Raw genomic sequence first — 20,526 nt, 5'->3', positions numbered from 1 at the left:
TTCATAAAGTCTTCAACCAATCAACTCTTCATCTTCTCGAATCTTCATGTCTTTTTTTGCTTTTCCCTCTTGCTTATCGCGAATGCGATGCGCCAGTCGGGCAGATGCATTTGCGGCAATGCTACACACGAGATCATCCAAAAAAGTGTTCACTCGTTCCGACGCACGATCCAAATCTCGAATAACCCCAGTCTTCTCTTTATCAAGATAACCAAATGTAGTCACAGCAATGCTACCGAAACCAAATACTGAACCGAGCGCAATCGTTTCATCCACCCCAAATAATCCTTCATCGGATTCAACTAACGCTTGTAACGGTGCTGACAATTGCTGTTTTTCAGCCAGACAATCAAGTTCCACACCGACGAGAATCGCATGTTGAATTTCTCTTTTCATTAACACCGCATCGACGCTGTCTATACATTCAGATATCGTTAAGTCTTCAGCATATGGGTGTTGTAAAGCATACACAATATGACCGATATCTTCAACCGTAACCCCGCGGTTTTCCAAACGCTCCCGTGCCGCTTTCTCAACAACATCCCCTTTTACAGGTTGGTTCTCTTTCCCCATATGAATTCCCCCTTAGCTAATATACTATCATATTCATGCCATCCCCCAAGCTCCACAAGATTATGATACAATACGTCTAGATTCTAGTTGTAATAAAGGAGATAACGAGATGGAAGGATCCGTTCAAACCATTGCATTTAAAAGTACAATTTTAGACACAGAACTTGATCTGCAACTGTACATTCCACCGAACTATCACGAAAACATTGCGTACAACATCGCCATTACCGGAGATGGCCAAGATTTTTTTAAGTTAGGAAAAATTGATCAACAGATGGAAACGTTCATTTTGGAAGAATCTGGCCCTGACACGATCGTCGTTGGCGTTCCTTACCCAAGAGTTTCAACACGGCGCCTATGGTATGCCCCGCTTGGGGAACAAAAAGATGACTACATTCGTTTTCTAAAAGATGAATTGCTTCCTTTTCTTTCAGAAAGATATCATCTGCTGGGCAGCGCTGAAGGTCGTTTACTTCTCGGCGATTCGCTATCGGCATCGCTCACGTTAATGGCTTGCATTCAGGAACCTGACACATTCCAGCGAGCAGTCATGTTCTCTCCTTATGTAGACGATACACTGTTGTCTCTCGTTGCAAATAGTGACGATTTGCATCGCTTTACCGTGTACCACACCCTCGGTAACAAAGAAAACGAAGTGAAGGCAACAGATGGACGGATATTGGACTTTGTAACGATGAACGAGCAATTACATGCATCGTTAGATGGCACATTGAAACACTATCAATATAAAGTGATCGAAGCGGGTAACCATACATGGTTTACGTGGGCGCCAGAACTTCCACACGCACTCGATTATCACTGGTCATAAGGAGGAATAAAGCTATGGAAGTGACCATCGCTCAAACAGAAGAAGAAATGAAAGGCGTGCAACACGTGCGCTACGAGGTGTTTGTGAAGGAACAACACGTCTCCGTTGAAGAAGAATGGGATGAATACGAGGATTCCAGCATCCACTTTCTCGCTCACGACAACCATACCCCTGTAGGTGCGGGTCGTTTACGTTGGGTAGAAAATACAGGGAAAGCAGAGCGTATTTGCATTCTGTCCTCCTATCGTGGTACAGGCCTTGGACGTTTAATCATGAGCGCGCTTGAAGATTACGTACAATCGCAAAACGGCAAGGAAGTGGTTCTCTCTGCCCAAACTCATGCACGCCCCTTTTATGAAAAAATCGGATATAAGGTAACGAGCGAGGAAGAATTTCTTGATGCGGGTATCCCTCACGTTTCCATGAAAAAAGGTATAGAATAGATGGTAAAACCGCTGTGCAAACGAACGTGCACAGCGGTTTTTTTAACCAAGACCGTCAATTCTTCTTCCTTTGCCCGTGACAAAGCGTTCGGAACGTTGCCGATAATAAAAAGAAGAGGCATAATCATCGGTAGGTTCTTTATATTTTCGGTACACTTCATATCGATGTACCGGCTGTACGCGCGAAGCGGCATGAATAAGATTTGATGGACGCTGGACCCGATTGCCGTATTGGCTGGCTGTCTCATTAACGTTTGCTGGAACATACCCCACTTCAATCTCTCCTTCATAGCGATTACCTTTATAGAACTTGTATACCCGAACTCTTCGTCGTTTACTCCTCTTGTCCGTATTTGTTTACATATCGTTCTAACCCTTGATAAATCAGGATTTTTACGAACTCAAATAAAACTACACACGCTTTAGGGTAAACGTACATACGATATAGCGAACATGAAGGAAATCCTAAAGGAGTGATGAACGTGAGCTGCGGTCGCAAAGACTTTGATACCGGCAACTGCGTATGCGATGCGGTGCTTGCGATTAGTGAAGCACAAGATGCCGTTGATAAAAAAACTGGAAACTGCGCGAATAGTTGTTTCTCTAATCTGCTTAAACCAAACGGGCGGATTAACGACACAATTCCATTCATGCTAAAAGGGAAGACCGGAGAATTATTCTGGGCTACCGGCGGTCTAACTGCTGATTTCCCTGATGTTTTCGAATCTGTATTCTTCAGAGTAGAGAACATTTGTGAGAAATCTTGCTGTGCTACACTATCCTTGCTTCGCCCAATCGGTGACATCTTGTTTACACAATCGTGCTGCGTCGATCCAACGTCTTTATCTGATGTAGTCTCTCTTGAGCGCACAAACTGCTGCATTGAAGTAGATCTAAGCTGCTTCTGCGCAATCCAATGCGTAGACCCAGGATTGGTAGACAATCCAGTCGCACCTCCAGGTCAATAACTGGAGGGCACTGGAAAATGTTAAGCAAACGTTTCGATCGTTAAGTCGACAACGTCCTCGTATTTAATCGTCACAAGATAAGGTAACTGCTGGGTCTGCATCGTAAACTGCTCATCTTCAACAGCGGTAACGTTGCCGACCCAGGTCTCTTGTGATGTTTTACACGTACACACTGTCGGCTGCAAATTTCTCATTTTAAACAACAGATCTACCTTTTCTTTTACCGTTTTTTCGGAAAATGGTTTTTTATCTTTCTTTTGTACAGGCTTTTCCTCTTTACGTTCGCTCACTATTGTCTTCTCTGTACTTACTTTGTCACTAAGTGCGTCCCGAAGAAGCTCGTTCGCTTCCATAGAATTGTTCGATTGTTGCCAATCAAACCCTAAATGCCTAGACAGGTCAAAAGAACGTTTCTTTTGCATTGGGGTTTCCTTCGGTGTTTCTGCTTTTTCTTGAGGAGCTGCCTCTTGTTCCTCTGCCTGTTCAGCTTCCTCGAATAACTCTTGGTTTCTTCGTTTATACAATACTTCTAACTCATTATCTCCTTGTGAAGGTAAAGAATGTTCAGGGTTGTCAATATATAAAAGTGGTTGTACACGATTAATGATCCGCTTTGTTCGCATCATCTGCCTCCTTAACTTGTATTGTTTTCATTGTATTCAGCCGTCTACAAGCTATGCAAATTCTTCTAGTTATTCGCCCGTTTTCCTCTCGTACTCACACCCAACGATACACTGCTGCATAGGTTAGTATGGAGAGCAAAGGGTTCTCTAAAGAATCTATATTCCAGGAGGAATGTTACATGTCAGATTGTTGTCACCAAGGCGGTAACCAAGGTTTAGGCGGATTTGCATTTGTAGTTGTGCTCTTTATTCTCTTAATTATTGTTGGTTCTGCATACTGCTAATGCAAAGAAAACAGCCATCCATAACGGATGGCTGTTTTATCGTTTATTGTGGTACCGGTGTGTCTTCTTGTGTTTCAATAATCTTTTCGATGTGATGACAAGCGGCCATGTGACTATCGTTCATAAGCTCTGTAGAACGAAGTTCTGGCTCTTCTGTTTTACACACTTCTGTTGCAAACGGGCAACGCGTATGGAAACGGCAACCACTTGGCGGGTTCATCGGTGACGGCACATCTCCTTGAAGCACGATACGCTCTCGCTTCTTCGTCGGATCAGGGATCGGAATCGCCGAAAGTAATGCTCGTGTATACGGATGTCTAGGATGATCAAAGAGATCCTTCTTGTCAGCAATCTCGACAATCTTCCCGAGATACATAACGATCACACGATCAGAAATGTGACGTACAACACCAAGGTCGTGAGAGATAAACAAATACGTAAGGTTCAATTCGTTTTGAAGTTTCTTCAAAAGATTCAACACTTGTGCCTGTGTCGACACGTCCAATGCGGATACGGCCTCATCACAAACAATGAGCTTCGGGTCGACCGATAGCGCTCTTGCGATACCAATTCGTTGACGTTGCCCACCACTAAATTGGAAAGGGTAACGTTCCGCTTGTTGCGGCCTTAAACCTACAAGTTCCATTAACTCACGAATTCTTGCTGGACGTTCGCTTTTAGGCACAACTCCTTGAATTGCCATTGCTTCATCAAGAATTTGTTTTACTTTTTGTCTTGGATTGAGTGACGCATATGGATCTTGAAAGATGATCTGCATTTCTTTTCGTTTTTGCCTAAGATCACTTTTCTTTAGTTCCATTAAGTTATCGCCATCAAAGAAAATCTCCCCACCCGTCGGGTCATCTAGTCGCAAGATGGCACGGCCAGTCGTTGATTTCCCGCACCCAGACTCACCAACGATACTTAACGTTTCGCCTGGATTGATGGCGAATGAAATATCATCCACAGCTTTTACATCAGCCATCTTACGGTTTAGAATTCCACCTTTTACTGGGAAATACTTTTGCAAGTTCTTCGCTTCAAATAATGGAGTCGTCATTGATTCGTTGCAACTCCTTTCGTTGGGTTTGAACCATTCCACTCGTCAGTGTAGATCCAACAGCGTGTTTGTCCACTCGTATTTTCACTCTCAACATTGTTTGAAGGAGATGCGAGCTCTGGGTGATTTTCGATACAAAAATCAGTTGCATAAGGACAACGCTCAGCAAATCGGCAACCGTCCGGCATATTTTGTGGTGAAGGTACGGTTCCTGGAATCATTTCCAACTCATCTAAATCAATGTCATGACGAGGAATCGCATTCATCAACCCTTGTGTGTATGGATGCAGCGGTCGTGTAAATAGTGTTTTTACATCTGCTTGCTCCACAACTTCTCCAGCGTACATAACGACCACTTTGTCTGCAGTTTCCGCGATAACCCCAAGGTCATGCGTAATCATGAGCACAGCCATTCCTGACTTCTCTTGAAGCTCTTTAATTAGCTCAAGAATTTGCGCTTGAATGGTCACATCTAGTGCTGTCGTTGGCTCATCGGCAATTAATAACTCCGGATCACACGAAAGCGCAATCGCAATCATGACACGCTGCCTCATCCCCCCTGATAATTCATGAGGATAACGCTTCGCCCGGTCTTCTGGCGCAGGAATTCCAACGAGAGTAAGCATGCGAATTGCTTCTTGCCAAGCCGCTTTCTTATCAAGCTTCTTATGAATTCGAACGGCCTCAGATACTTGATGTCCAACCGTGAACACCGGATTTAATGAAGTCATTGGTTCTTGGAAAATCATTGATAACCGGTTTCCACGGTATTTCGCCATCTGTTGCTTCGTTTTCTTTAGAAGGTCGTCTCCACTAAGGCGAATGGATCCACCTACAATCTTGCCAGGGTGTTGAATGAGTTGCATGACCGATAGTGACGTGATGCTTTTACCAGAACCAGACTCACCAACAATCCCTAACGTTTCATTATTACTTACACTAAAGTCCACACCATCTACAGCTTTCACTTCGCCATCTGGCGTGAAAAAGGATGTACGCAAGCCTTCTACTTCCAAAACAGGTGTCTGTTCATTTGAAGCCAATGTCCATGACCTCCTTCTATATCCAACCGGAAATCATCTTCCGATCATTTAGTTCAGTTCAATTCGTTTGTTCAAAATACGATAGGCAATGTCAACGAGGAAGTTCACGAAAACGAATGTTACCGCAAGGACGATAACCGTACCTTGAACGACCGGGAAGTCACGTTGCCCAATTGCGTCAACAACCAGCCTTCCTAGCCCGTTGATCGCAAATACATTCTCTGTAAGAACAGCTCCACTTAAGAAATAACCAAACTGCAAACCAATAACCGTTACAACAGGAATCATTGCATTTCTGAATGCGTGCTTATAGATGACGAGGTTTTCTTTAACCCCTTTTGCACGTGCTGTTCGAACGTAATCTTGATCAATGACTTCGAGCATACTGGATCGGGTCATCCTCGCAATGACTGCAGCTCCTGCCGTACCCATCGTAATGGCCGGCATGATCACTTGTGCAGGTGTTCCCCACCCTGACGTTGGCAGCCAACCTAGTTGTATTGAGAACCAATAAATGAGGAGTAAACCTAACCAGAAGTTTGGCATTGATAAACCAACAACAGCAATCGCCATCGTTCCGTAGTCACGTAATGTATTGCGGTACGTTGCAGATAAAATCCCGAAGAATAGACCTGCTGTTACAGCAACAACCATGCCCCATAATGCGAGTTCAACCGTTATGAAAAACCGGGGGGCGATAATATCAATCACGGGTTGTCCAGTTCTAACGGACTCACCTAAGTTAAACAATAGAAGGTCTCCAAGAAATCGACCATATTGAACGACTAACGGGTCATTCAACCCTAAGTTTTCTCTCATTTGTTCAAGCTGAGCTTCTGAAGCAGCCTCTCCGGCCATGACTTGTGCGGCATCCCCTGGTACGAGCTGGATAATTAAAAAAGCAACGAGGGTGACACCTAACAGTACCGGAATGAGTTGAAGCAGTCGGCGAATAATAAATATATGCATGTCAAATCCTCCCTACTTTTTCGACCTTGGGTCTAACGCATCACGAAGTCCATCACCTAACATGTTAAACGACAATACGAGAAGCACAATGGCAATCCCTGGGAATATCGTTAAATGAGGATTCTCCCACATGTATGAACGTCCATCATTAAGCATGGCTCCCCATTCCGGTTCAGGCGGCTGAACACCGACACCGAGGAAGGAAAGTCCGGCTGCACTTAAAATCGACGTTGCAATTTGCAATGATGCTTGGACAATAATTGGAGATGATACGTTCGGTAAAATATGTTGAAAAATGATTTTCCCATCTTTGGCCCCAAGAGCGCGAATTGCCTCGACGTACTCAATGCCTTTTACTTCAAGAACAGATCCACGAACTATTCTGGCAAAAACAGGTATGTTGTAAATGGATAGGGCGATGATGACATTAAACATGCTTGCGCCTAATGCACTAACAATGGCTAGGGCTAACAAAATCCCTGGGAATGCAAGCATAACATCTGCTGCACGCATGATAATCGTATCTACCCAACGACCGTAGTACCCAGAAACAAGTCCTAAAAGTATTCCGAATACAGCACCGAAAAAGACAGAAACCACACCGATAAACATCGTCAAGTGCGTACCGTAAATAATTCGGCTAAAAATATCTCGACCGTTTTGGTCCGTTCCGAACCAGTTGTCTGCTGATGGTGGTGCAAATCGATTTAAGATGTCTGTCGATTGGTAACTATGCGTCATCAACAGTGGTGCTAAAATGATAATAAGAATGAAGAATAGTAAGATGATCCCACCGACGAGCGATGACTTGTTGCGGACCAGCTGCTTCATCAGGTTCTTAAACCGTGATTCCGGCGCCCCGATTTCCGCTTTGGCCGTGCTCTCATTAACGGTTGACCCCATGAACTGCTCAACCCCTTCTCTTTCATTGTTCTGATGCATGAACACGTGTATAGTGTGGCTCAAAATCATCATTTTACGCTGTTCGTCTTATTATATCAATGTTCGAAATGAAAACAATATAACCGTTGCAAATTCTTCCTAATCGTCAACGATTCGTAGCTTATTTCGACATTCTGTATTGATTTTTGCTTTTTTCTAACAAATTAGTGTTAGACTTAGTCTCGGTTGAACCTCCTTCTTGATGAATAACAAAAATCAATACTTAACAGCTTACAACAGGAACTATTTGTTGTAAATCGTAAATATTTGTTTCGTTTTGTTAATTTTTTCGCAAAAAAGAGTATTGAAAGTTTTTGATTCGTAGTTTATAGTAACCGTAAACTGGTTTTCTTACAACAAGGGGGATAAAAATTGAAAAAGTTTAAAAAGTCTAGCGCATTCGGTTTAACAGTTGCCGCTGCGTTCGCACTCGCTGCATGTTCGACAGATCCAGAAGAGGCACCAGAAGACACTGAAGGCGGAGATACATCCGAGGACACTGAAGTGTCAGAAGATGATGACGTTTCCGACGATGGAGCAGCCGGAGACGGTGGAGAACTCGTTATCGCATTATCTGCAGATGGCGTCTCTCTTGACCCTCACGGTCAAAATGATAACCCATCAGCGAAGTACCGTTCTCTCATTTATGAAACGTTAATGACGTTCGATCCAGAAACGTATGAATTGGTTCCAGGTCTTGCCGAAGAATATGAACAAATTGACGAAACAACGTTTGAGTTCACTCTACATGAAGGTGTTGAATTCCACAACGGTGAAGAACTTACTGCAGATGACGTTGTCGCGACATTTGACCGTATGCTTGACCCAGACATTGCCGCACCTTCAGTCTTCCTATTTGAAATGATTGATAGCGTAGAAGCCATTGACGAGTATACTGTCCAAATGACGACAGAATTTCCATTTGCACCGCTTCTTTCCCACTTAGCGCATAACGCTGGGGGTATTATCAGTGAGACAGCAATCGAACAAGATTACGCTGGAGAAATCAACCTTGATGTTGGTGAAGGCGAAGCCGGAACCGGTCAGTTTGTGTTTGATGAGTGGAACGAAGGCTCTAACCTCCGCATGCTAAACAACGAAAACTATTGGGGAGAGCCAGCGAATATTGACAGTGTTTATTTTGAAGTCATCGGTGAAGACTCCACACGTATGGGAAGTCTTTCCAACGGTGAAGTGCACGTTGCTGACCTTATTCAACCAGCATTGGCAGATCAAGTAGACGCTTTTGATAACGCAAGTCTTGTGAGTGTTCCAAGTTTAAGCCTTACGTATGTAGGAATTAACACAGAGGTTGAACCGTTTGATGATGTACGTGTTCGTCAAGCGATCTCTCTTGCAATTGATAACGATGCTCTCGTAGAAGGTATCTACGAAGGTTATGGTGAGCCTGCAAAAGGACCGATCAACGATCTCGTGTTTGGTTATGACCCTGACATTGATGACATCGGTTATGACCCTGAAAGAGCTCAAGAATTACTCGAAGAAGCAGGATTGGAAGACGGATTTGAATTCACACTTCTTATGAATTCGGATAACCCAGTTCGTGAGCAAACGGCAGTTTTAATTCAAGATCAACTTAGTGAAATTGGTGTTACAGCAAGCCTTGAAAACGTAGAGTGGGGTGCTTACCTCGACCAAACAGGTGAAGGCGATTCAGAAATGTTCGTCCTCGGTTGGGTTACGGTAACAGGGGATGCCGATTACGGTATGTATTCACTCTTCCACTCTAGTCAACACGGAAATGCTGGTAACCGTTCATTCTATACGAACGAAGAAGTCGATGACTTGCTTGACCAAGCACGCCAAGCAACTGACGACGATGAGCGTTTAGAATTATACAGCCAAGTTCAAGAAATTCTCGTAGAAGAAGCGCCAATGCTTTACACTGCATTTGATGAACTGCGCATTGGTGTAGCTGACTCTGTAGAGAACTTCTACCAAGTACCAAACGGTCAATTTGACCTTTCAGAAGTGACAATTACTGAAGGCGCAGACGTTGGCTACTAAAGTTTAGAAACGCGCGGGGCAAGGGATATTGAATATCCCTTGCCCCGTTTTTACTTAAATGAAATTCGAACCCGTATTTTCAACTCTCATACGCAAACCTGTTTTTTGAGCTGATGTGAAAAGAGGATTAGATAAGTTAAACTTTTGAGTTTTTCATTTGCGCTGGTGATGCTCGATTTCCACCGCCTTTGCAAGGCAGGAGAACCGGTCGAAGTTCACCATAAGCGCTCATGAAAGTTAACAACGCTTTTTGTATTTAAATTGCTTCCAAAGAGCCTCAATTGGAAACAGAATTACTCTGTTACGCCCCTTTGGGCCCGTTTTGCTTCCAATCGATTGACCGTCCTTTATGGAAGCAGATCGAGCCCTTTAAAGAGAAAGTGCGTCAGTCTACTTTCAAAGCCTTCTTCATTCTCCCAATATCTCTTTAACGTTAGCTTCATACGCTTTGCCTCGCTCACAATCAAGACATTTCTCAAACTCGGTCATGTAGCACAACACCTTGAGTCTTTACGACATCTTTCGTTCAGTAAATTTCTCTCGTTCAACATATGTAGATCATTTTATTGAGGATTGGTTCTCTAGAAAAATTGCTGAACGATCGGTGCCGCTCCCCTCTTCATGTAAACAAACGGCTATCATCTTTCAACTTATCAATGACTTCCTTCCATCATTTCCTTGTTAAAATGTTCTCCGAACAGCCGTCGCACGTTTTGTACGCATCCGTTAACTTCATTCACGTTAAGCACGACAGTTTATGAATCATCACTTTTATGGTACACTTCTTCCGCACTATAGAACTCGGTTAGGAGGTGGCCGCATGCAACTAGAATCGACGACGCGATCAAGTCGCTATTATACATATTTATTAATTATTGCTATTTTAATTATTGCATCTACATTACGTTCTCCAATGACATCCGTCGGCCCGCTCATCCCGTTTATTCGAGACGACTTGGACATTGCCAATTCGACAGTTGGACTTTTAAATACCCTTCCACTTATCGCATTCGGGCTTTTTTCGCCATTTGTTCCGAGAATTTCTAGAAAGTACGGCATGGAAATGACACTGCTTTTTGCGATGCTCGTTCTTGCTGCAGGCATATTCGTAAGATCAGTCGGATCGGTGTCGTTACTACTTACTGGAACGGTTCTGTTAGGCTTAGGAATTGCCGTTGGAAATGTGCTCATGCCAGGTCTTATTAAGATGAGCTTCCCTTATCGAATCGGATTAATGACCGGTATTTATTCGGTTTCAATGAATGTGTTTGGCGCCTTCTCATCTGGTGTATCCGTTCCTCTTGCTACGTCAGAACAATTTGGTTGGCAAGGAGCTCTTCAGTTATGGGGGATACTGGCAGTATTCGCGATCGTCATATTGCTTTTACGATTACCAGCCATACTTTCTGAAGAAAAGAAAGTACCAGGTCGTGTTGACAATCAGCCATCCCAAGCTCTATTTAAGTCTAAAATCGCTTGGGCAGTCACCCTGTACATGGGCTTTCAATCGTTTATCCCGTACAGCATCTTTACATGGTTGCCTGATATGATGCTCGTAAAAGGGTTTGATGCAACCGAGGCAGGCTGGTTTATGGCAATCTACCAAGCAGGCTTAATCCCAGCAACGTTTATCGTTCCGATTATCGCTGCGAAAATGGCAAATCAACGGGCGCTTGCTTTTTTATCAGGTGTCCTGTTATTTACTGGATTACTCGGTACGATGCTGTCAACATCCTATCTGATCCTCGCTTTTCTCGTTCTCACGGGAATGGGCGCAGGAACGACATTTAGTCTAGCCATGGTCTTCTTTGTTTTACGCACAAGAACCATTACCGAGTCTGCTCAGCTTTCAGGAATGGCGCAATCTGTCGGTTACTTGATCGCCGCGACTGGACCGATTGCACTCGGTAGCTTAGCTGATTGGTCAAATGGGTGGACATTTCCTTACCTCATTCTTATGTTTGTTTCTGCTTGCATCGCATTATTTGGCCTTGTTGCGGGGCAGAATAAACAAGTCATTGAACAAGCTAACGTTTAATAAAAAGCCGGGTTTACAACGAAATAATCAAACCTCAAAACAACCCAAAATATAAACCGAAGGACTAAAAGCCTCTAAATGAGAGTTCCTAGTCCTTCGGTTTTTCAAGGTCTATAATCTTTTAACCGGACGACACCAATATACATAACGTCTCGCCGAAAAATGGCCGAGCATTAAAAAAGGAGCATGCTTTTGAACATGCTCCTTACTCTCCTTGTAACCGCTCAACTTGAGCACAAATCTCGTGTTGCCAACCATTGTCATTTGTTGCATAGGCTAGATATGACATTGCTTGTAGCTTCTCTTTTTCCCAGAAGTAGTTTTGTAAAAATGTTTTACTTTCTTCTAACTCTGCTTGTTCAGGGCCAGACAATGTGCGAAATTCTTCTTCTAGTACGAGACGAATAAATCGTTCAGCTACTACGGTATACATCGCATTCACTCACTTTGCTCTAATAAGGATGGTGTATGGACAGTATATCCACAATCACCCATTCTTATAAGAACTAGCCCATTCCGATAATATGATACCCACCATCAACGTGAATGACCTCACCTGTGATGCCCTTAGATAGGTCACTCATAAGAAACAGGGCTGTATTCCCTACCTCTTCAGTCGTGACCGTTCTTTTTAACGGAGCTTTTTCTTCCATTTCTTTTAAAACAGTATTGAAACCAGCAATTCCTTTAGCAGATAGCGTACGAATCGGACCTGCTGAAATGGCGTTCACTCGTATTTGTTTTGCTCCTAAATCATTTGCTAAATATTTCACACTTGCATCAAGAGCCGCTTTTGCGACACCCATCACATTGTAATTTTTCACGACTCTCTCACCGCCAAGGTACGTTAGCGTAATGATTGAACCGCCCTCTGGCATCATTTCATATTTTTCAATGGCGTGTGAGACGGCGGTTAAGGAGTAGGCGCTAATGTCGTGAGCCAACAAGAAGCCTTCTCGAGATGTTTCAGTAAACGTACCTTCAAGGTCTTCTGTCTTCGCAAACGCGATGCAATGCGCTAGACCGTGGATCGGTCCGACGTCAGCTTTAATCTGTTGAAACGTCTTATCAATTTCATCATCGTTTGTAATGTCACAAGCATAAATGTATTTTTCCTGATTAATGGACGCGGCTAGCTCCCGCACATTCTTCTCTAACCGATCCCCAGCATAAGTAAATACGAGCGTAGCTCCTGCGTCTGAGAGACTTCTTGAAATCCCCCAAGCGATACTTCTTTTATTTGCAATTCCCATAACGACATACGTTTGACCTTCTAAAGATAATGCCATATGTGTGTACCCCTTTCCATTCCGTTAGATCACTACTTCATTCTAGTACCTGGTCATAATCATACCACACTCTTCTAAAAAAATCACGAATCGGTCACTAGAATTACGGGGGCGAAACTGATATATTTTAAAAATACGCGGGGGTGTAGAAAATGGAAGAGAAATTGGACTTCATCGGTGATGTACACGGGTGTTTTGACGAGTTACAGCTACTTTTACAGCAAATGGGCTATCAGGAAGGTTCACATCCAAACGGTCGAAAACTTGTTTTTATCGGCGACCTTACTGATCGTGGACCAAACTCCTTAGACGTTATTCGACTTGTTTATAAACTCGTGAACGTCACACAATCGGCGTATTACATCCCTGGAAATCATTGTGACAAGTTGTATCGATATTGGAAAGGCAACCGCGTGATGATTCGACATGGGCTTGAAACTACGGTTGAGGAGTATGAGCAGTTGCCGAAAATAGACCAAACGAAAATACGGAGACAGTTCATGCAACTGTATGAGCAATCCCCTCTCTACCAAGTATGGAATGATGGGCAAATTGCCGCTGCCCATGCAGGTATTCGCAGGCAAGATATTGGAAAAAGTGCTCATCGTTTGCGTTCTTTTCTCCTTTATGGAGATGTCGATCACCACCAACAACAACCAGGCAAGCCACCGGTTAGAAGAGACTGGGCAAAACGCGAAACCAACATAAACCCGATCATTATTTATGGTCATACACCGGTTCCTAAACCACGTGTGAAAAACCGCACAATTAACATCGATACTGGGTGCGTGTTTGGCGGCTTCCTAACCGCATTTCATTACCCAGAACGAACGTTCACGATGCAAAAATCAAATGAACCCTTACAAGTAGATGCATTTAATCACGAATTTGATTATGAAACCCTCGATATGGATTAAGAAAGGATAAGATTTTGATGATAAAGAAATACAGTTTACTTACTGCAATGATTCTAATGGTGTTGGCAGGATGCTCAGAGGCTGAAGTGAGCCATGATCCAGAAGAATCAATGATTTACGTTGTTGACGACCCTGCCTCCATGACCGTTAATGCGAGAATGATTAATGAAGGTTCCAGTGATACAGATACACTCAACTTTAATTACGATGTAACCGACGAAGCGTTGCTCGAGTCTATTGATGCTGATGCGCTTTTAGAAGAAAGTGAGGAGTTCACAATCGGAGCAGACAATGCATTTGTACTGAATGTGACCATCCCTCTTAGTGAGCCATTGACTGCCGATGAGCTCAGCGGAGGAATTGAAGGCTACGTTACCGATATCGCTGGAAATGAAATTTACCGATTTTCATTTGACCATATTGAAGAAGCATAATTGTGAGTCATTTAAATGGAAATATTAAAAGAGGTGTGATCTAGATCACACCCGAAACGATCTAGATCGCGTTAATACGATGGGTTTTTCCAGACACTGAGCGATCTTTATGGAATGAACGAAACACTTTCTTGATTTACACTGTTGGGTGTTGGGTTGGAGGGGTAGCGCGGTGCTATTTTGCTCAGTTTGTTTCAACTTGCGCGCAGATTCCAGGCTGAAGTGCCAACGACACGTCGGCCCCACCGGGGCCGACACGAGACCCACATCCTGTCGGCGCAGGAATGAATAGGTGATCCGGTAATCTGTTCCCTAGTTTATGAGAATAGACCGCTTTTTCTGCGATTTGACCTAACTTGAGAACAGTTCAGCCGCAACTCGAGCACAGTTTCCACTTTCCCAAGCCTACCAACCGTTAAAGCCTAAAGTTCATCGACTTTGAGATCGATCATCATCGGTTTCAATAGACGTAGAAAAGATTAGTATCTACTGCTATTGGCCTCCAAAGTGTACGGATCGAGTTGAATGCCAATATTGAGCAACCCCAGTTCAGCGACGTCGTCTATTCAGTACCGTTGCTTGGAACGAAAGGCGGTGACGCCTGTAGAAGTTGGGCCGAGACGAGACCCCGCAGGTCGTTAGACCGAGGAGGCTCGGCCGGTCCTCCGCGGTCAAGTAGACACAGCGAACACAAGCGGCAGCGCCGGGTGAGGTGATGTCGCACTTATACTCCGGAGTACAAGCATCCGCCTGCAGTGGAAAGCAACAACAAACTGTGCAATTAGAAAAATGTTAAGTTCATCCTATATAGATCGTTTTCCTGCACGGACGGAGACGACGGTAGCTCTTTTTTGGGAATTTCTGGGAAATTGGCGACCTAGATCGCTTTGGAACACCTCACTTCATAATAAATTATCTAAGAATGATCGACTGTAAACCAAACTTCAAGAGCTAGCAACCATCGGCACTCTAGATGCCGAAGAAAAACCGAGCGGTCTTCGTCATGACTCTCGTTAATGTCTTTTCGGTCTTTGTGACCGAAAAGAGTGGTAGAATTTCTTACGCCTAATGTATAGGCGAGGAAATTATGCAGTTATCACCTCAAGATCAGTGAATTTCTTTAGTACACCATATATAGATCGTTTTAGCCTGTACGGTATAGATGAGAGTGATACGAATAATCGTTCGGGTTCTGGGACAGAATGGCATTTGGCCTACTCCTCAATCTCACTAATCATCTGCCTCCACAGCACTCATTTAGCAAATACTCAAATGGCTACTTAACAACGCATGGAGGTACTCTCAATCGTTTCTAATTTAAAAACCCCCGAGGTCAACGTTGACTTCGGGGGCTTTTTCTATAATAAGATGCGGTGCTGATTTCCATGACAGCATCAGCTCACGGTTTTTAGGTGTTGTTTAGCTATAGTTTTCGGGGATCATATTCAGCATATCCACCGGTAACGGTGCTTCAATGTGAAGTCGGTCGTTTGTTATCGGGTGCGTAAATGTGTTTGACTTGCAATGCAACGCTTGTCTAGCAATATGGGATGAAGCATTGCCATAAAGTGTATCACCTGTTATCGGAAAACCGATTGATGCCATGTGGACGCGTATTTGATGGGTTCTACCTGTATAAAGTTTAATATCCAGGAGTGTTCGGTCGTGACCTGTCCATACTTTTCGGTAATGGGTCATTGCCGGGTCCCCTCCTGAAGAAACCGTCCGTTCTATTATTGATCCTTCTTTTCGTGCGATCGGCTGTTGAATGGTCTGCTCTTCTGCTCGTAATTTCCCATCCACAATCGCCACATATCGCTTCCCTACTTCTTCTTGTAAACGTTTGTGCAATTGATCGTGGGCAAAACGATGCTTCGCAAAAATCACAATTCCACTCGTAAACTGATCTAACCGGCTTACTGGATGAACGCCCCCATTTTGTTTGGTCTGCTGGAAATAATAAATCACTTGCTCAGCAAGGGAAACCCCTCGTTCTCCTTGACCGGGCAAAGTCTTCACTCCACTTGATTTGTTTACAGCAATGAGGTGGTCATCTTCAAAAAGAATTTCAACCGCCAACGCACATGGTTTAAAATGAGCCGGAGGTGCGATGAATGGATAGTGAATCTTGAGTCGATCTTTCCCTTGCAAAAGACTACCCATGTGCGCACGCTCGCCATTTACTCGGATTTTTCCGCAGCTTTTCAGTAACTTCACTGAGCGCGAAGACATGTGGCGGACCGTTTTTACATATGCGGATACTGTTCCTTGAAAGTCGTCATGAACGGTCCACGTCCAGCTGGCAAACGGCTCGTTATTCACCAATAAATGACTCTTTCACGCGCTTCCAAAATGGAAAAGGGCGAAACCTCGCAAAGCGCACATATTCATCAGCAACACGACACTGGATGGAAGCAATATCTTTACTAACGAGTGAATAATGGTCGATCGTCAATTGCATGCTCACATCATTGAGCGGTTTTAAAAGGCACGTGTGATGCTCTGGGAGAACTAAAGGGGAACCAATTGTTCGATACACCCGGTTGTTGATGGAGGCCATTTCAGAAATCTGCATTGATGCAAGCGACGGATGCAAAATTGCCCCACCTAAAGCTTTATTATACGCCGTGCTGCCAGATGGCGTGGAGATACATAACCCATCGCCACGAAACGTCTCAAACTCTTCTCCTTTAATGTCCACGTTACAGACGAGAGACCCTTCCGTCGTTTTCACTGTACATTCGTTTAAGGCCAAATACCGATCCGAAGAATCACCGTCATGATAACGAACGGTCACTTCAAGCAGTGGGTACTCGACGACTTGAAACGGAGTCTTCGCAATATGGATGACTAACTTGTCCGCTTCATCGGGTCTCCAGTCCGCATAAAACCCTAAATGACCCGTGTGAACCCCGACAAAGCAAGTGTTTTGCAGCCGGTGCTTATGGCGATGAAACGCTTCTAGTAATGTGCCGTCCCCACCTACGGAAATGACAATTTCAGGTTCTTTCGGATCTTGTTCTAATTGATGGCTGTTTAAGCCTTCAACGACGGTACGCGCAATATGGTTGGAAACATCGTCCCCTCTCGACGTTACATCATATTTCATACAGTGCCTCCTGACGATTCGTTTTTAAATGACTCGCGATGGTTTTCTTGTCTTTCTTGGATAATCGTCTGTGCTTCACGTACTTCACCTTGAATTTTCGACATCTCTTCATCCAGATTTGATGCCGCTTCTGCTGCGCGATACAGACGTTCCTTAATATCTTTTGGAATTTCGCCTCTGTACTTGTAATTTAACGAGTGTTCAATCGTTGCCCAAAAATTCATCGCCATCGTACGAACTTGAATTTCTACGAGAATATGCTTCGTTCCTTCAATTGTGTGGACAGGATAGTCAATCACCATATGGTAAGACCGATACCCACTTGATTTCTTTTCTTTTATATAATCACGCTCACTTATAATCGTAATATCATTTCGGCTTTGAATCATTTCTACAATCGCATCAATGTCTGTAACGAATTGACAAACAATTCGTACCCCAGCGATGTCTTGCATGCGATTTTCAATCTCTGTGAGCGGGATGTTTTTTCGTTTTGCTTTTTCTTCAATGCTTGATAACGGTTTAACTCTGCCTGTAACAAATTCAATGGGTGTATGTTTAGATGAGCGTTGGTATTGGACGCGTAAACTGCGAAACTTCACCTTTAATTCCTCAACCGCTTGTCGATAAGGTTGCAAGAATACTTCCCAGTTTTCAATCATGATTCCACCCTCATTCTCTGTTGTGATTTAGAAAATGTTTAGCGACTGCTTCTTCCATCGCTTTTCCATAATTATTATTGTCAGGTATGTTGTCGAGAAGCATCTCTAATTCATCATGAAAGTCCATCAGTTCAATGTCATCATTCCCTAAGTAAACGGGCAATTGTTTTTGATGAATGTCGGCTAAAATCGGCCAAAAAAACTCTGGAAGATGTACTTTTTGGAACTCACCATTGCATTCAATGACATATACGAATGCAAGTCGGTCAGAATCTGCAAGCATTCGCATTGCCGCTTTACAATCGGACGAAAGCTGTTCTTCATTTTTCGGAATCATTTGTGCACGATGTTCAGTAATAAGAATTTGATCAATTTGAATATCGGACATGTTGACCACCTCTTTTTCTAATCTACTATTGTTAACGCTCTCTTCACTGTGCGATAATGCATTCGGAGGTGAGTCAATTATGGCACAGCACCATGAAGAATTTGAATTTGAAGGGAAACGCACACTGACCGAACGTCAGTTTGAGCAATTATGTACAGAACATAAACCCGAAGGCACACCATTCATTACTCAGCACAATCATTATTTTGACACAGCCGACTTCCAATTGAAAGAACGAAACGCAGCGCTACGAATTCGGTTAAAAGAAGACGAAATGACACTCACGTTAAAGATCAAAATGGAGGATGGGGCCCATGAAAAACATGATCGCATTCCTTTAGAAAGCTGGTCCACTGAAACACCACTTTCCGCTTTACCAGATGCGACGGTATTATCTTGGTTGGAAGAGGAGTGGGGAATTTCCAAATCATCGCTTCTGCATCTTGGTACGTTGTCTACTCACCGTGCAACGTGGAATTCTAATGACGGCTCTTATTTCTTAGATCATAGTGAGTACCTTGGGACAAGTGACTTTGAACTTGAATTTGAAGGAAGTTCAACGAGTCATGTGAACCTCGTCTTAAAACAACTTGCAAAAACATACCCATTTTTGTTGCAAAACGATGATCCTTCACCGAAAGTAAAACGCTTTTTTGACCGAAAGAAATCTTTACAGGAAAAAATGTAAATCGACCTACGCTTTCTTCCAACAATCTGCTATAGTCAAAGTATACTATAGATGAGGGAGGATACTAAAATGAAAGTGATTCATCCTTTATCATTGCTACCGGCAACTTCGTCCCTTCCGTCAAAGCAACCCCAGTCAGCAAGCGGTTATGAACATTTTGCCTCTGTGTTGTCGAACGTACAATCGGTTGGTAATGATCGTTTCCCATTTCATATGCAAATGGATCGTTCCCTCTACTTTGATGGGTCTTTCGTGTCTGATTTTGCAAATATTGAAGCACCGGAGCTACACCTCAATCATACATACGCATCATCAACATTACCACCGGGTCCGTTCAATCACCTTATTGAACAAAGTGCGAACGAACATGGTGTAGATGCTCGACTCATTTACTCGATTATCAAACATGAATCCAACTTTAACCCACAAGCAACGAGTCATGCAGGAGCCCAGGGACTCATGCAACTCATGCCAGGCACAGCTAGAGGGTTACAAGTGACTGATTCATATGACCCTGCTCAAAACATTGATGGCGGCACCCGCTATATTAAAGATATGTTACGTCGTTACAACGGCGATGTAAGCTTGGCACTGGCCGCTTATAATGCGGGGCCTGGTAATGTCGACAAACATAATGGCATCCCACCGTTTAAAGAAACGAAGGCTTATGTTCCGAGAGTACTTGATACGTATCAATCTTTTGCATAGTCGTTTATTAAAAAAAGAAGGCAAATGCGCCCATGCATCTGCCTTCTTTTTCTATTCGATAAATCATAGTATTTGCCGTCTCACTGTCTCGTTGCTACAATATGTTTAGAACTGAAATAAGGGGTATTTGTATGGAAAATGTAGGGGAGAAATCCTTATATGAAGAAATTGGCGGTGCTGCAGCGATTGACCGACTCGTGGAGCGCTTTTATGATCACGTCGCAGAAGACCCGCGATTGTCACCAATTTTTCCTAGCGATCTGTCAGAAACTAAACGAAAACAAAAGCAATTTCTGACACAATTTACGGGTGGAGGACCACTCTACACAACAGAACACGGTCACCCTAGATTGAGGGCGAGACATTTGCCTTTTGAGATTACACCTGAACGAGCAGAAGCTTGGCTTGAATGCATGAAGCAAGCGATGGACGAAAGTGATCTTCCATTAGACGCTTCCGACGCACTCTTTCATCGCCTTACACTTACTGCGTCTCATATGGTGAATCAATCACATTAGGGGAAAGGGGATA

Annotated in this window: 24 protein-coding genes; 11 read left to right on the top strand and 13 right to left on the bottom strand. The window is 43.6% G+C overall.

What is annotated here, in order from left to right:
- Window positions 1-12: 12 nt before the first annotated feature.
- Window positions 13-573 (bottom strand): phosphatidylglycerophosphatase A family protein, encoded by a 561-nt coding sequence (locus ACE1TF_RS01105; protein WP_042401719.1) that lies wholly within the window; start codon window positions 571-573, stop codon window positions 13-15.
- Between the two features lie 109 nt (window positions 574-682).
- Between ACE1TF_RS01105 and ACE1TF_RS01100 the strand changes: the two genes are divergently transcribed.
- Window positions 683-1,402, top strand: a complete 720-nt coding sequence (locus ACE1TF_RS01100) for an alpha/beta hydrolase (RefSeq protein WP_375013584.1) — start codon at window positions 683-685, stop codon at window positions 1,400-1,402.
- A 14-nt stretch (window positions 1,403-1,416) separates the two neighbouring features.
- Window positions 1,417-1,845, top strand: coding sequence for a GNAT family N-acetyltransferase (locus ACE1TF_RS01095; protein ID WP_375013583.1), 429 nt, complete (start codon window positions 1,417-1,419; stop codon window positions 1,843-1,845).
- 42 nt (window positions 1,846-1,887) lie between these two features.
- Here the strand turns inward: ACE1TF_RS01095 and ACE1TF_RS01090 are convergent, their stop codons facing one another.
- On the bottom strand, window positions 1,888-2,118 hold the full coding sequence (locus ACE1TF_RS01090; protein WP_042401722.1) for a hypothetical protein: 231 nt from the start codon (window positions 2,116-2,118) through the stop codon (window positions 1,888-1,890).
- A gap of 209 nt (window positions 2,119-2,327) precedes the next feature.
- Between ACE1TF_RS01090 and ACE1TF_RS01085 the strand changes: the two genes are divergently transcribed.
- Window positions 2,328-2,813: a CotY/CotZ family spore coat protein gene (locus tag ACE1TF_RS01085; protein WP_042401724.1), complete on the top strand. Its 486-nt coding sequence runs from the start codon at window positions 2,328-2,330 to the stop codon at window positions 2,811-2,813.
- Between the two features lie 20 nt (window positions 2,814-2,833).
- Here ACE1TF_RS01085 and ACE1TF_RS01080 read toward each other — a convergent pair whose 3' ends face one another.
- The gene (locus ACE1TF_RS01080) at window positions 2,834-3,436 is read right to left on the bottom strand and encodes a CotO family spore coat protein (RefSeq protein WP_042401726.1); all 603 of its coding nucleotides are present in this window, start codon (window positions 3,434-3,436) and stop codon (window positions 2,834-2,836) included.
- Window positions 3,437-3,615: 179 nt separating this feature from the next.
- Here ACE1TF_RS01080 and ACE1TF_RS01075 point away from each other — a divergent pair, with 179 nt between their 5' ends.
- Window positions 3,616-3,720, top strand: coding sequence for a YjcZ family sporulation protein (locus tag ACE1TF_RS01075; protein WP_152549066.1), 105 nt, complete (start codon window positions 3,616-3,618; stop codon window positions 3,718-3,720).
- 43 nt (window positions 3,721-3,763) lie between these two features.
- Here ACE1TF_RS01075 and ACE1TF_RS01070 read toward each other — a convergent pair whose 3' ends face one another.
- Genes ACE1TF_RS01070 through ACE1TF_RS01055 form a run of 4 tightly spaced genes read right to left on the bottom strand, consistent with a single transcriptional unit; the run spans window position 3,764 to window position 7,695 of the window.
- Entirely contained in the window at window positions 3,764-4,780 is a 1,017-nt protein-coding gene (locus ACE1TF_RS01070) for an ABC transporter ATP-binding protein (RefSeq protein ID WP_042401729.1), read from the bottom strand.
- Window positions 4,777-5,823 carry an ABC transporter ATP-binding protein gene (locus tag ACE1TF_RS01065; RefSeq protein ID WP_375013581.1) on the bottom strand — a complete coding sequence of 349 codons (1,047 nt, stop codon included), beginning with the start codon at window positions 5,821-5,823 and terminating at the stop codon, window positions 4,777-4,779. Before ACE1TF_RS01065 ends, ACE1TF_RS01070 begins: the two co-directional genes overlap by 4 nt.
- Before the next feature lie 48 nt (window positions 5,824-5,871).
- The gene (locus tag ACE1TF_RS01060; RefSeq protein ID WP_042401732.1) at window positions 5,872-6,792 is read right to left on the bottom strand and encodes an ABC transporter permease; all 921 of its coding nucleotides are present in this window, start codon (window positions 6,790-6,792) and stop codon (window positions 5,872-5,874) included.
- A gap of 12 nt (window positions 6,793-6,804) precedes the next feature.
- Window positions 6,805-7,695 carry an ABC transporter permease gene (locus tag ACE1TF_RS01055; protein ID WP_375013579.1) on the bottom strand — a complete coding sequence of 297 codons (891 nt, stop codon included), beginning with the start codon at window positions 7,693-7,695 and terminating at the stop codon, window positions 6,805-6,807.
- A gap of 411 nt (window positions 7,696-8,106) precedes the next feature.
- Between ACE1TF_RS01055 and ACE1TF_RS01050 the strand changes: the two genes are divergently transcribed.
- The gene (locus tag ACE1TF_RS01050; RefSeq protein ID WP_375013577.1) at window positions 8,107-9,762 is read left to right on the top strand and encodes a glutathione ABC transporter substrate-binding protein; all 1,656 of its coding nucleotides are present in this window, start codon (window positions 8,107-8,109) and stop codon (window positions 9,760-9,762) included.
- Between the two features lie 820 nt (window positions 9,763-10,582).
- Window positions 10,583-11,800, top strand: coding sequence for a CynX/NimT family MFS transporter (locus tag ACE1TF_RS01045; protein ID WP_375013575.1), 1,218 nt, complete (start codon window positions 10,583-10,585; stop codon window positions 11,798-11,800).
- A 205-nt stretch (window positions 11,801-12,005) separates the two neighbouring features.
- Here ACE1TF_RS01045 and ACE1TF_RS01040 read toward each other — a convergent pair whose 3' ends face one another.
- The gene (locus ACE1TF_RS01040; RefSeq protein WP_042401738.1) at window positions 12,006-12,233 is read right to left on the bottom strand and encodes a DUF7667 family protein; all 228 of its coding nucleotides are present in this window, start codon (window positions 12,231-12,233) and stop codon (window positions 12,006-12,008) included.
- A gap of 73 nt (window positions 12,234-12,306) precedes the next feature.
- Window positions 12,307-13,089, bottom strand: coding sequence for an enoyl-ACP reductase FabI (fabI, locus tag ACE1TF_RS01035; RefSeq protein WP_375013573.1), 783 nt, complete (start codon window positions 13,087-13,089; stop codon window positions 12,307-12,309).
- Between the two features lie 152 nt (window positions 13,090-13,241).
- Between fabI and prpE the strand changes: the two genes are divergently transcribed.
- Together prpE and ACE1TF_RS01025 are read left to right on the top strand one after the other, a co-directional pair.
- Window positions 13,242-14,006, top strand: a complete 765-nt coding sequence (gene prpE / locus ACE1TF_RS01030) for a bis(5'-nucleosyl)-tetraphosphatase PrpE (RefSeq protein WP_375013571.1) — start codon at window positions 13,242-13,244, stop codon at window positions 14,004-14,006.
- Window positions 14,007-14,023: 17 nt separating this feature from the next.
- Window positions 14,024-14,440 carry a hypothetical protein gene (locus ACE1TF_RS01025; RefSeq protein ID WP_375013569.1) on the top strand — a complete coding sequence of 139 codons (417 nt, stop codon included), beginning with the start codon at window positions 14,024-14,026 and terminating at the stop codon, window positions 14,438-14,440.
- Between the two features lie 1,419 nt (window positions 14,441-15,859).
- On the opposite strand, the gene ACE1TF_RS01020 is transcribed toward ACE1TF_RS01025, so the two are convergent.
- From ACE1TF_RS01020 to ACE1TF_RS01005, 4 genes are read right to left on the bottom strand one after another with little or no spacing between them, the layout of a single operon-like run.
- The gene (locus ACE1TF_RS01020) at window positions 15,860-16,762 is read right to left on the bottom strand and encodes an RluA family pseudouridine synthase (RefSeq protein ID WP_375013567.1); all 903 of its coding nucleotides are present in this window, start codon (window positions 16,760-16,762) and stop codon (window positions 15,860-15,862) included.
- Window positions 16,755-17,549, bottom strand: a complete 795-nt coding sequence (locus tag ACE1TF_RS01015) for an NAD kinase (protein ID WP_375013565.1) — start codon at window positions 17,547-17,549, stop codon at window positions 16,755-16,757. The genes ACE1TF_RS01020 and ACE1TF_RS01015 overlap by 8 nt, the downstream gene beginning before the upstream one ends.
- Complete coding sequence (gene yjbM, locus ACE1TF_RS01010; RefSeq protein WP_042403774.1) at window positions 17,546-18,211, bottom strand: GTP diphosphokinase; 666 nt, start codon at window positions 18,209-18,211, stop codon at window positions 17,546-17,548. Before yjbM ends, ACE1TF_RS01015 begins: the two co-directional genes overlap by 4 nt.
- 10 nt (window positions 18,212-18,221) lie before the next feature.
- Window positions 18,222-18,599, bottom strand: a complete 378-nt coding sequence (locus ACE1TF_RS01005; RefSeq protein ID WP_375013563.1) for a UPF0738 family protein — start codon at window positions 18,597-18,599, stop codon at window positions 18,222-18,224.
- A 79-nt stretch (window positions 18,600-18,678) separates the two neighbouring features.
- Between ACE1TF_RS01005 and ACE1TF_RS01000 the strand changes: the two genes are divergently transcribed.
- The 3 genes from ACE1TF_RS01000 (at window position 18,679) to ACE1TF_RS00990 (ending at window position 20,513) form a co-directional block, all read left to right on the top strand.
- Window positions 18,679-19,287, top strand: a complete 609-nt coding sequence (locus ACE1TF_RS01000) for a CYTH domain-containing protein (RefSeq protein WP_375013561.1) — start codon at window positions 18,679-18,681, stop codon at window positions 19,285-19,287.
- A gap of 69 nt (window positions 19,288-19,356) precedes the next feature.
- Window positions 19,357-19,995: a lytic transglycosylase domain-containing protein gene (locus ACE1TF_RS00995; protein WP_375013559.1), complete on the top strand. Its 639-nt coding sequence runs from the start codon at window positions 19,357-19,359 to the stop codon at window positions 19,993-19,995.
- A 131-nt stretch (window positions 19,996-20,126) separates the two neighbouring features.
- Window positions 20,127-20,513 carry a globin domain-containing protein gene (locus tag ACE1TF_RS00990; RefSeq protein WP_375013557.1) on the top strand — a complete coding sequence of 129 codons (387 nt, stop codon included), beginning with the start codon at window positions 20,127-20,129 and terminating at the stop codon, window positions 20,511-20,513.
- Window positions 20,514-20,526: the final 13 nt, after the last annotated feature.

Source organism: Geomicrobium sp. JSM 1781026 (assembly GCF_041949955.1).
Classification (GTDB): domain Bacteria; phylum Bacillota; class Bacilli; order Bacillales; family Marinococcaceae; genus Geomicrobium_A.
Note: the sequence above shows the minus strand (reverse complement) of the source record. Positions and strands in the feature narration are given on the sequence as shown.

What these genes read in the sequence shown, in the direction of transcription:
- ACE1TF_RS01095 (WP_375013583.1), top strand. Translation starts at nt 1,417, where the DNA reads ATGGAAGTGACCATCGCTCAAACAGAAGAAGAAATGAAAGGCGTGCAA.
- ACE1TF_RS01070 (WP_042401729.1), bottom strand. Translation starts at nt 4,780, where the DNA reads ATGACGACTCCATTATTTGAAGCGAAGAACTTGCAAAAGTATTTCCCA.
- ACE1TF_RS01000 (WP_375013561.1), top strand. Translation starts at nt 18,679, where the DNA reads ATGGCACAGCACCATGAAGAATTTGAATTTGAAGGGAAACGCACACTG.
- ACE1TF_RS01100 (WP_375013584.1), top strand. Translation starts at nt 683, where the DNA reads ATGGAAGGATCCGTTCAAACCATTGCATTTAAAAGTACAATTTTAGAC.
- ACE1TF_RS01015 (WP_375013565.1), bottom strand. Translation starts at nt 17,549, where the DNA reads ATGAAATATGATGTAACGTCGAGAGGGGACGATGTTTCCAACCATATT.
- yjbM (WP_042403774.1), bottom strand. Translation starts at nt 18,211, where the DNA reads ATGATTGAAAACTGGGAAGTATTCTTGCAACCTTATCGACAAGCGGTT.
- prpE (WP_375013571.1), top strand. Translation starts at nt 13,242, where the DNA reads ATGGAAGAGAAATTGGACTTCATCGGTGATGTACACGGGTGTTTTGAC.
- fabI (WP_375013573.1), bottom strand. Translation starts at nt 13,089, where the DNA reads ATGGCATTATCTTTAGAAGGTCAAACGTATGTCGTTATGGGAATTGCA.
- ACE1TF_RS01055 (WP_375013579.1), bottom strand. Translation starts at nt 7,695, where the DNA reads ATGGGGTCAACCGTTAATGAGAGCACGGCCAAAGCGGAAATCGGGGCG.
- ACE1TF_RS00990 (WP_375013557.1), top strand. Translation starts at nt 20,127, where the DNA reads ATGGAAAATGTAGGGGAGAAATCCTTATATGAAGAAATTGGCGGTGCT.
- ACE1TF_RS01005 (WP_375013563.1), bottom strand. Translation starts at nt 18,599, where the DNA reads ATGTCCGATATTCAAATTGATCAAATTCTTATTACTGAACATCGTGCA.
- ACE1TF_RS01025 (WP_375013569.1), top strand. Translation starts at nt 14,024, where the DNA reads ATGATAAAGAAATACAGTTTACTTACTGCAATGATTCTAATGGTGTTG.
- ACE1TF_RS01075 (WP_152549066.1), top strand. Translation starts at nt 3,616, where the DNA reads ATGTCAGATTGTTGTCACCAAGGCGGTAACCAAGGTTTAGGCGGATTT.
- ACE1TF_RS01060 (WP_042401732.1), bottom strand. Translation starts at nt 6,792, where the DNA reads ATGCATATATTTATTATTCGCCGACTGCTTCAACTCATTCCGGTACTG.
- ACE1TF_RS01040 (WP_042401738.1), bottom strand. Translation starts at nt 12,233, where the DNA reads ATGTATACCGTAGTAGCTGAACGATTTATTCGTCTCGTACTAGAAGAA.
- ACE1TF_RS01080 (WP_042401726.1), bottom strand. Translation starts at nt 3,436, where the DNA reads ATGCGAACAAAGCGGATCATTAATCGTGTACAACCACTTTTATATATT.
- ACE1TF_RS00995 (WP_375013559.1), top strand. Translation starts at nt 19,357, where the DNA reads ATGAAAGTGATTCATCCTTTATCATTGCTACCGGCAACTTCGTCCCTT.
- ACE1TF_RS01045 (WP_375013575.1), top strand. Translation starts at nt 10,583, where the DNA reads ATGCAACTAGAATCGACGACGCGATCAAGTCGCTATTATACATATTTA.
- ACE1TF_RS01105 (WP_042401719.1), bottom strand. Translation starts at nt 573, where the DNA reads ATGGGGAAAGAGAACCAACCTGTAAAAGGGGATGTTGTTGAGAAAGCG.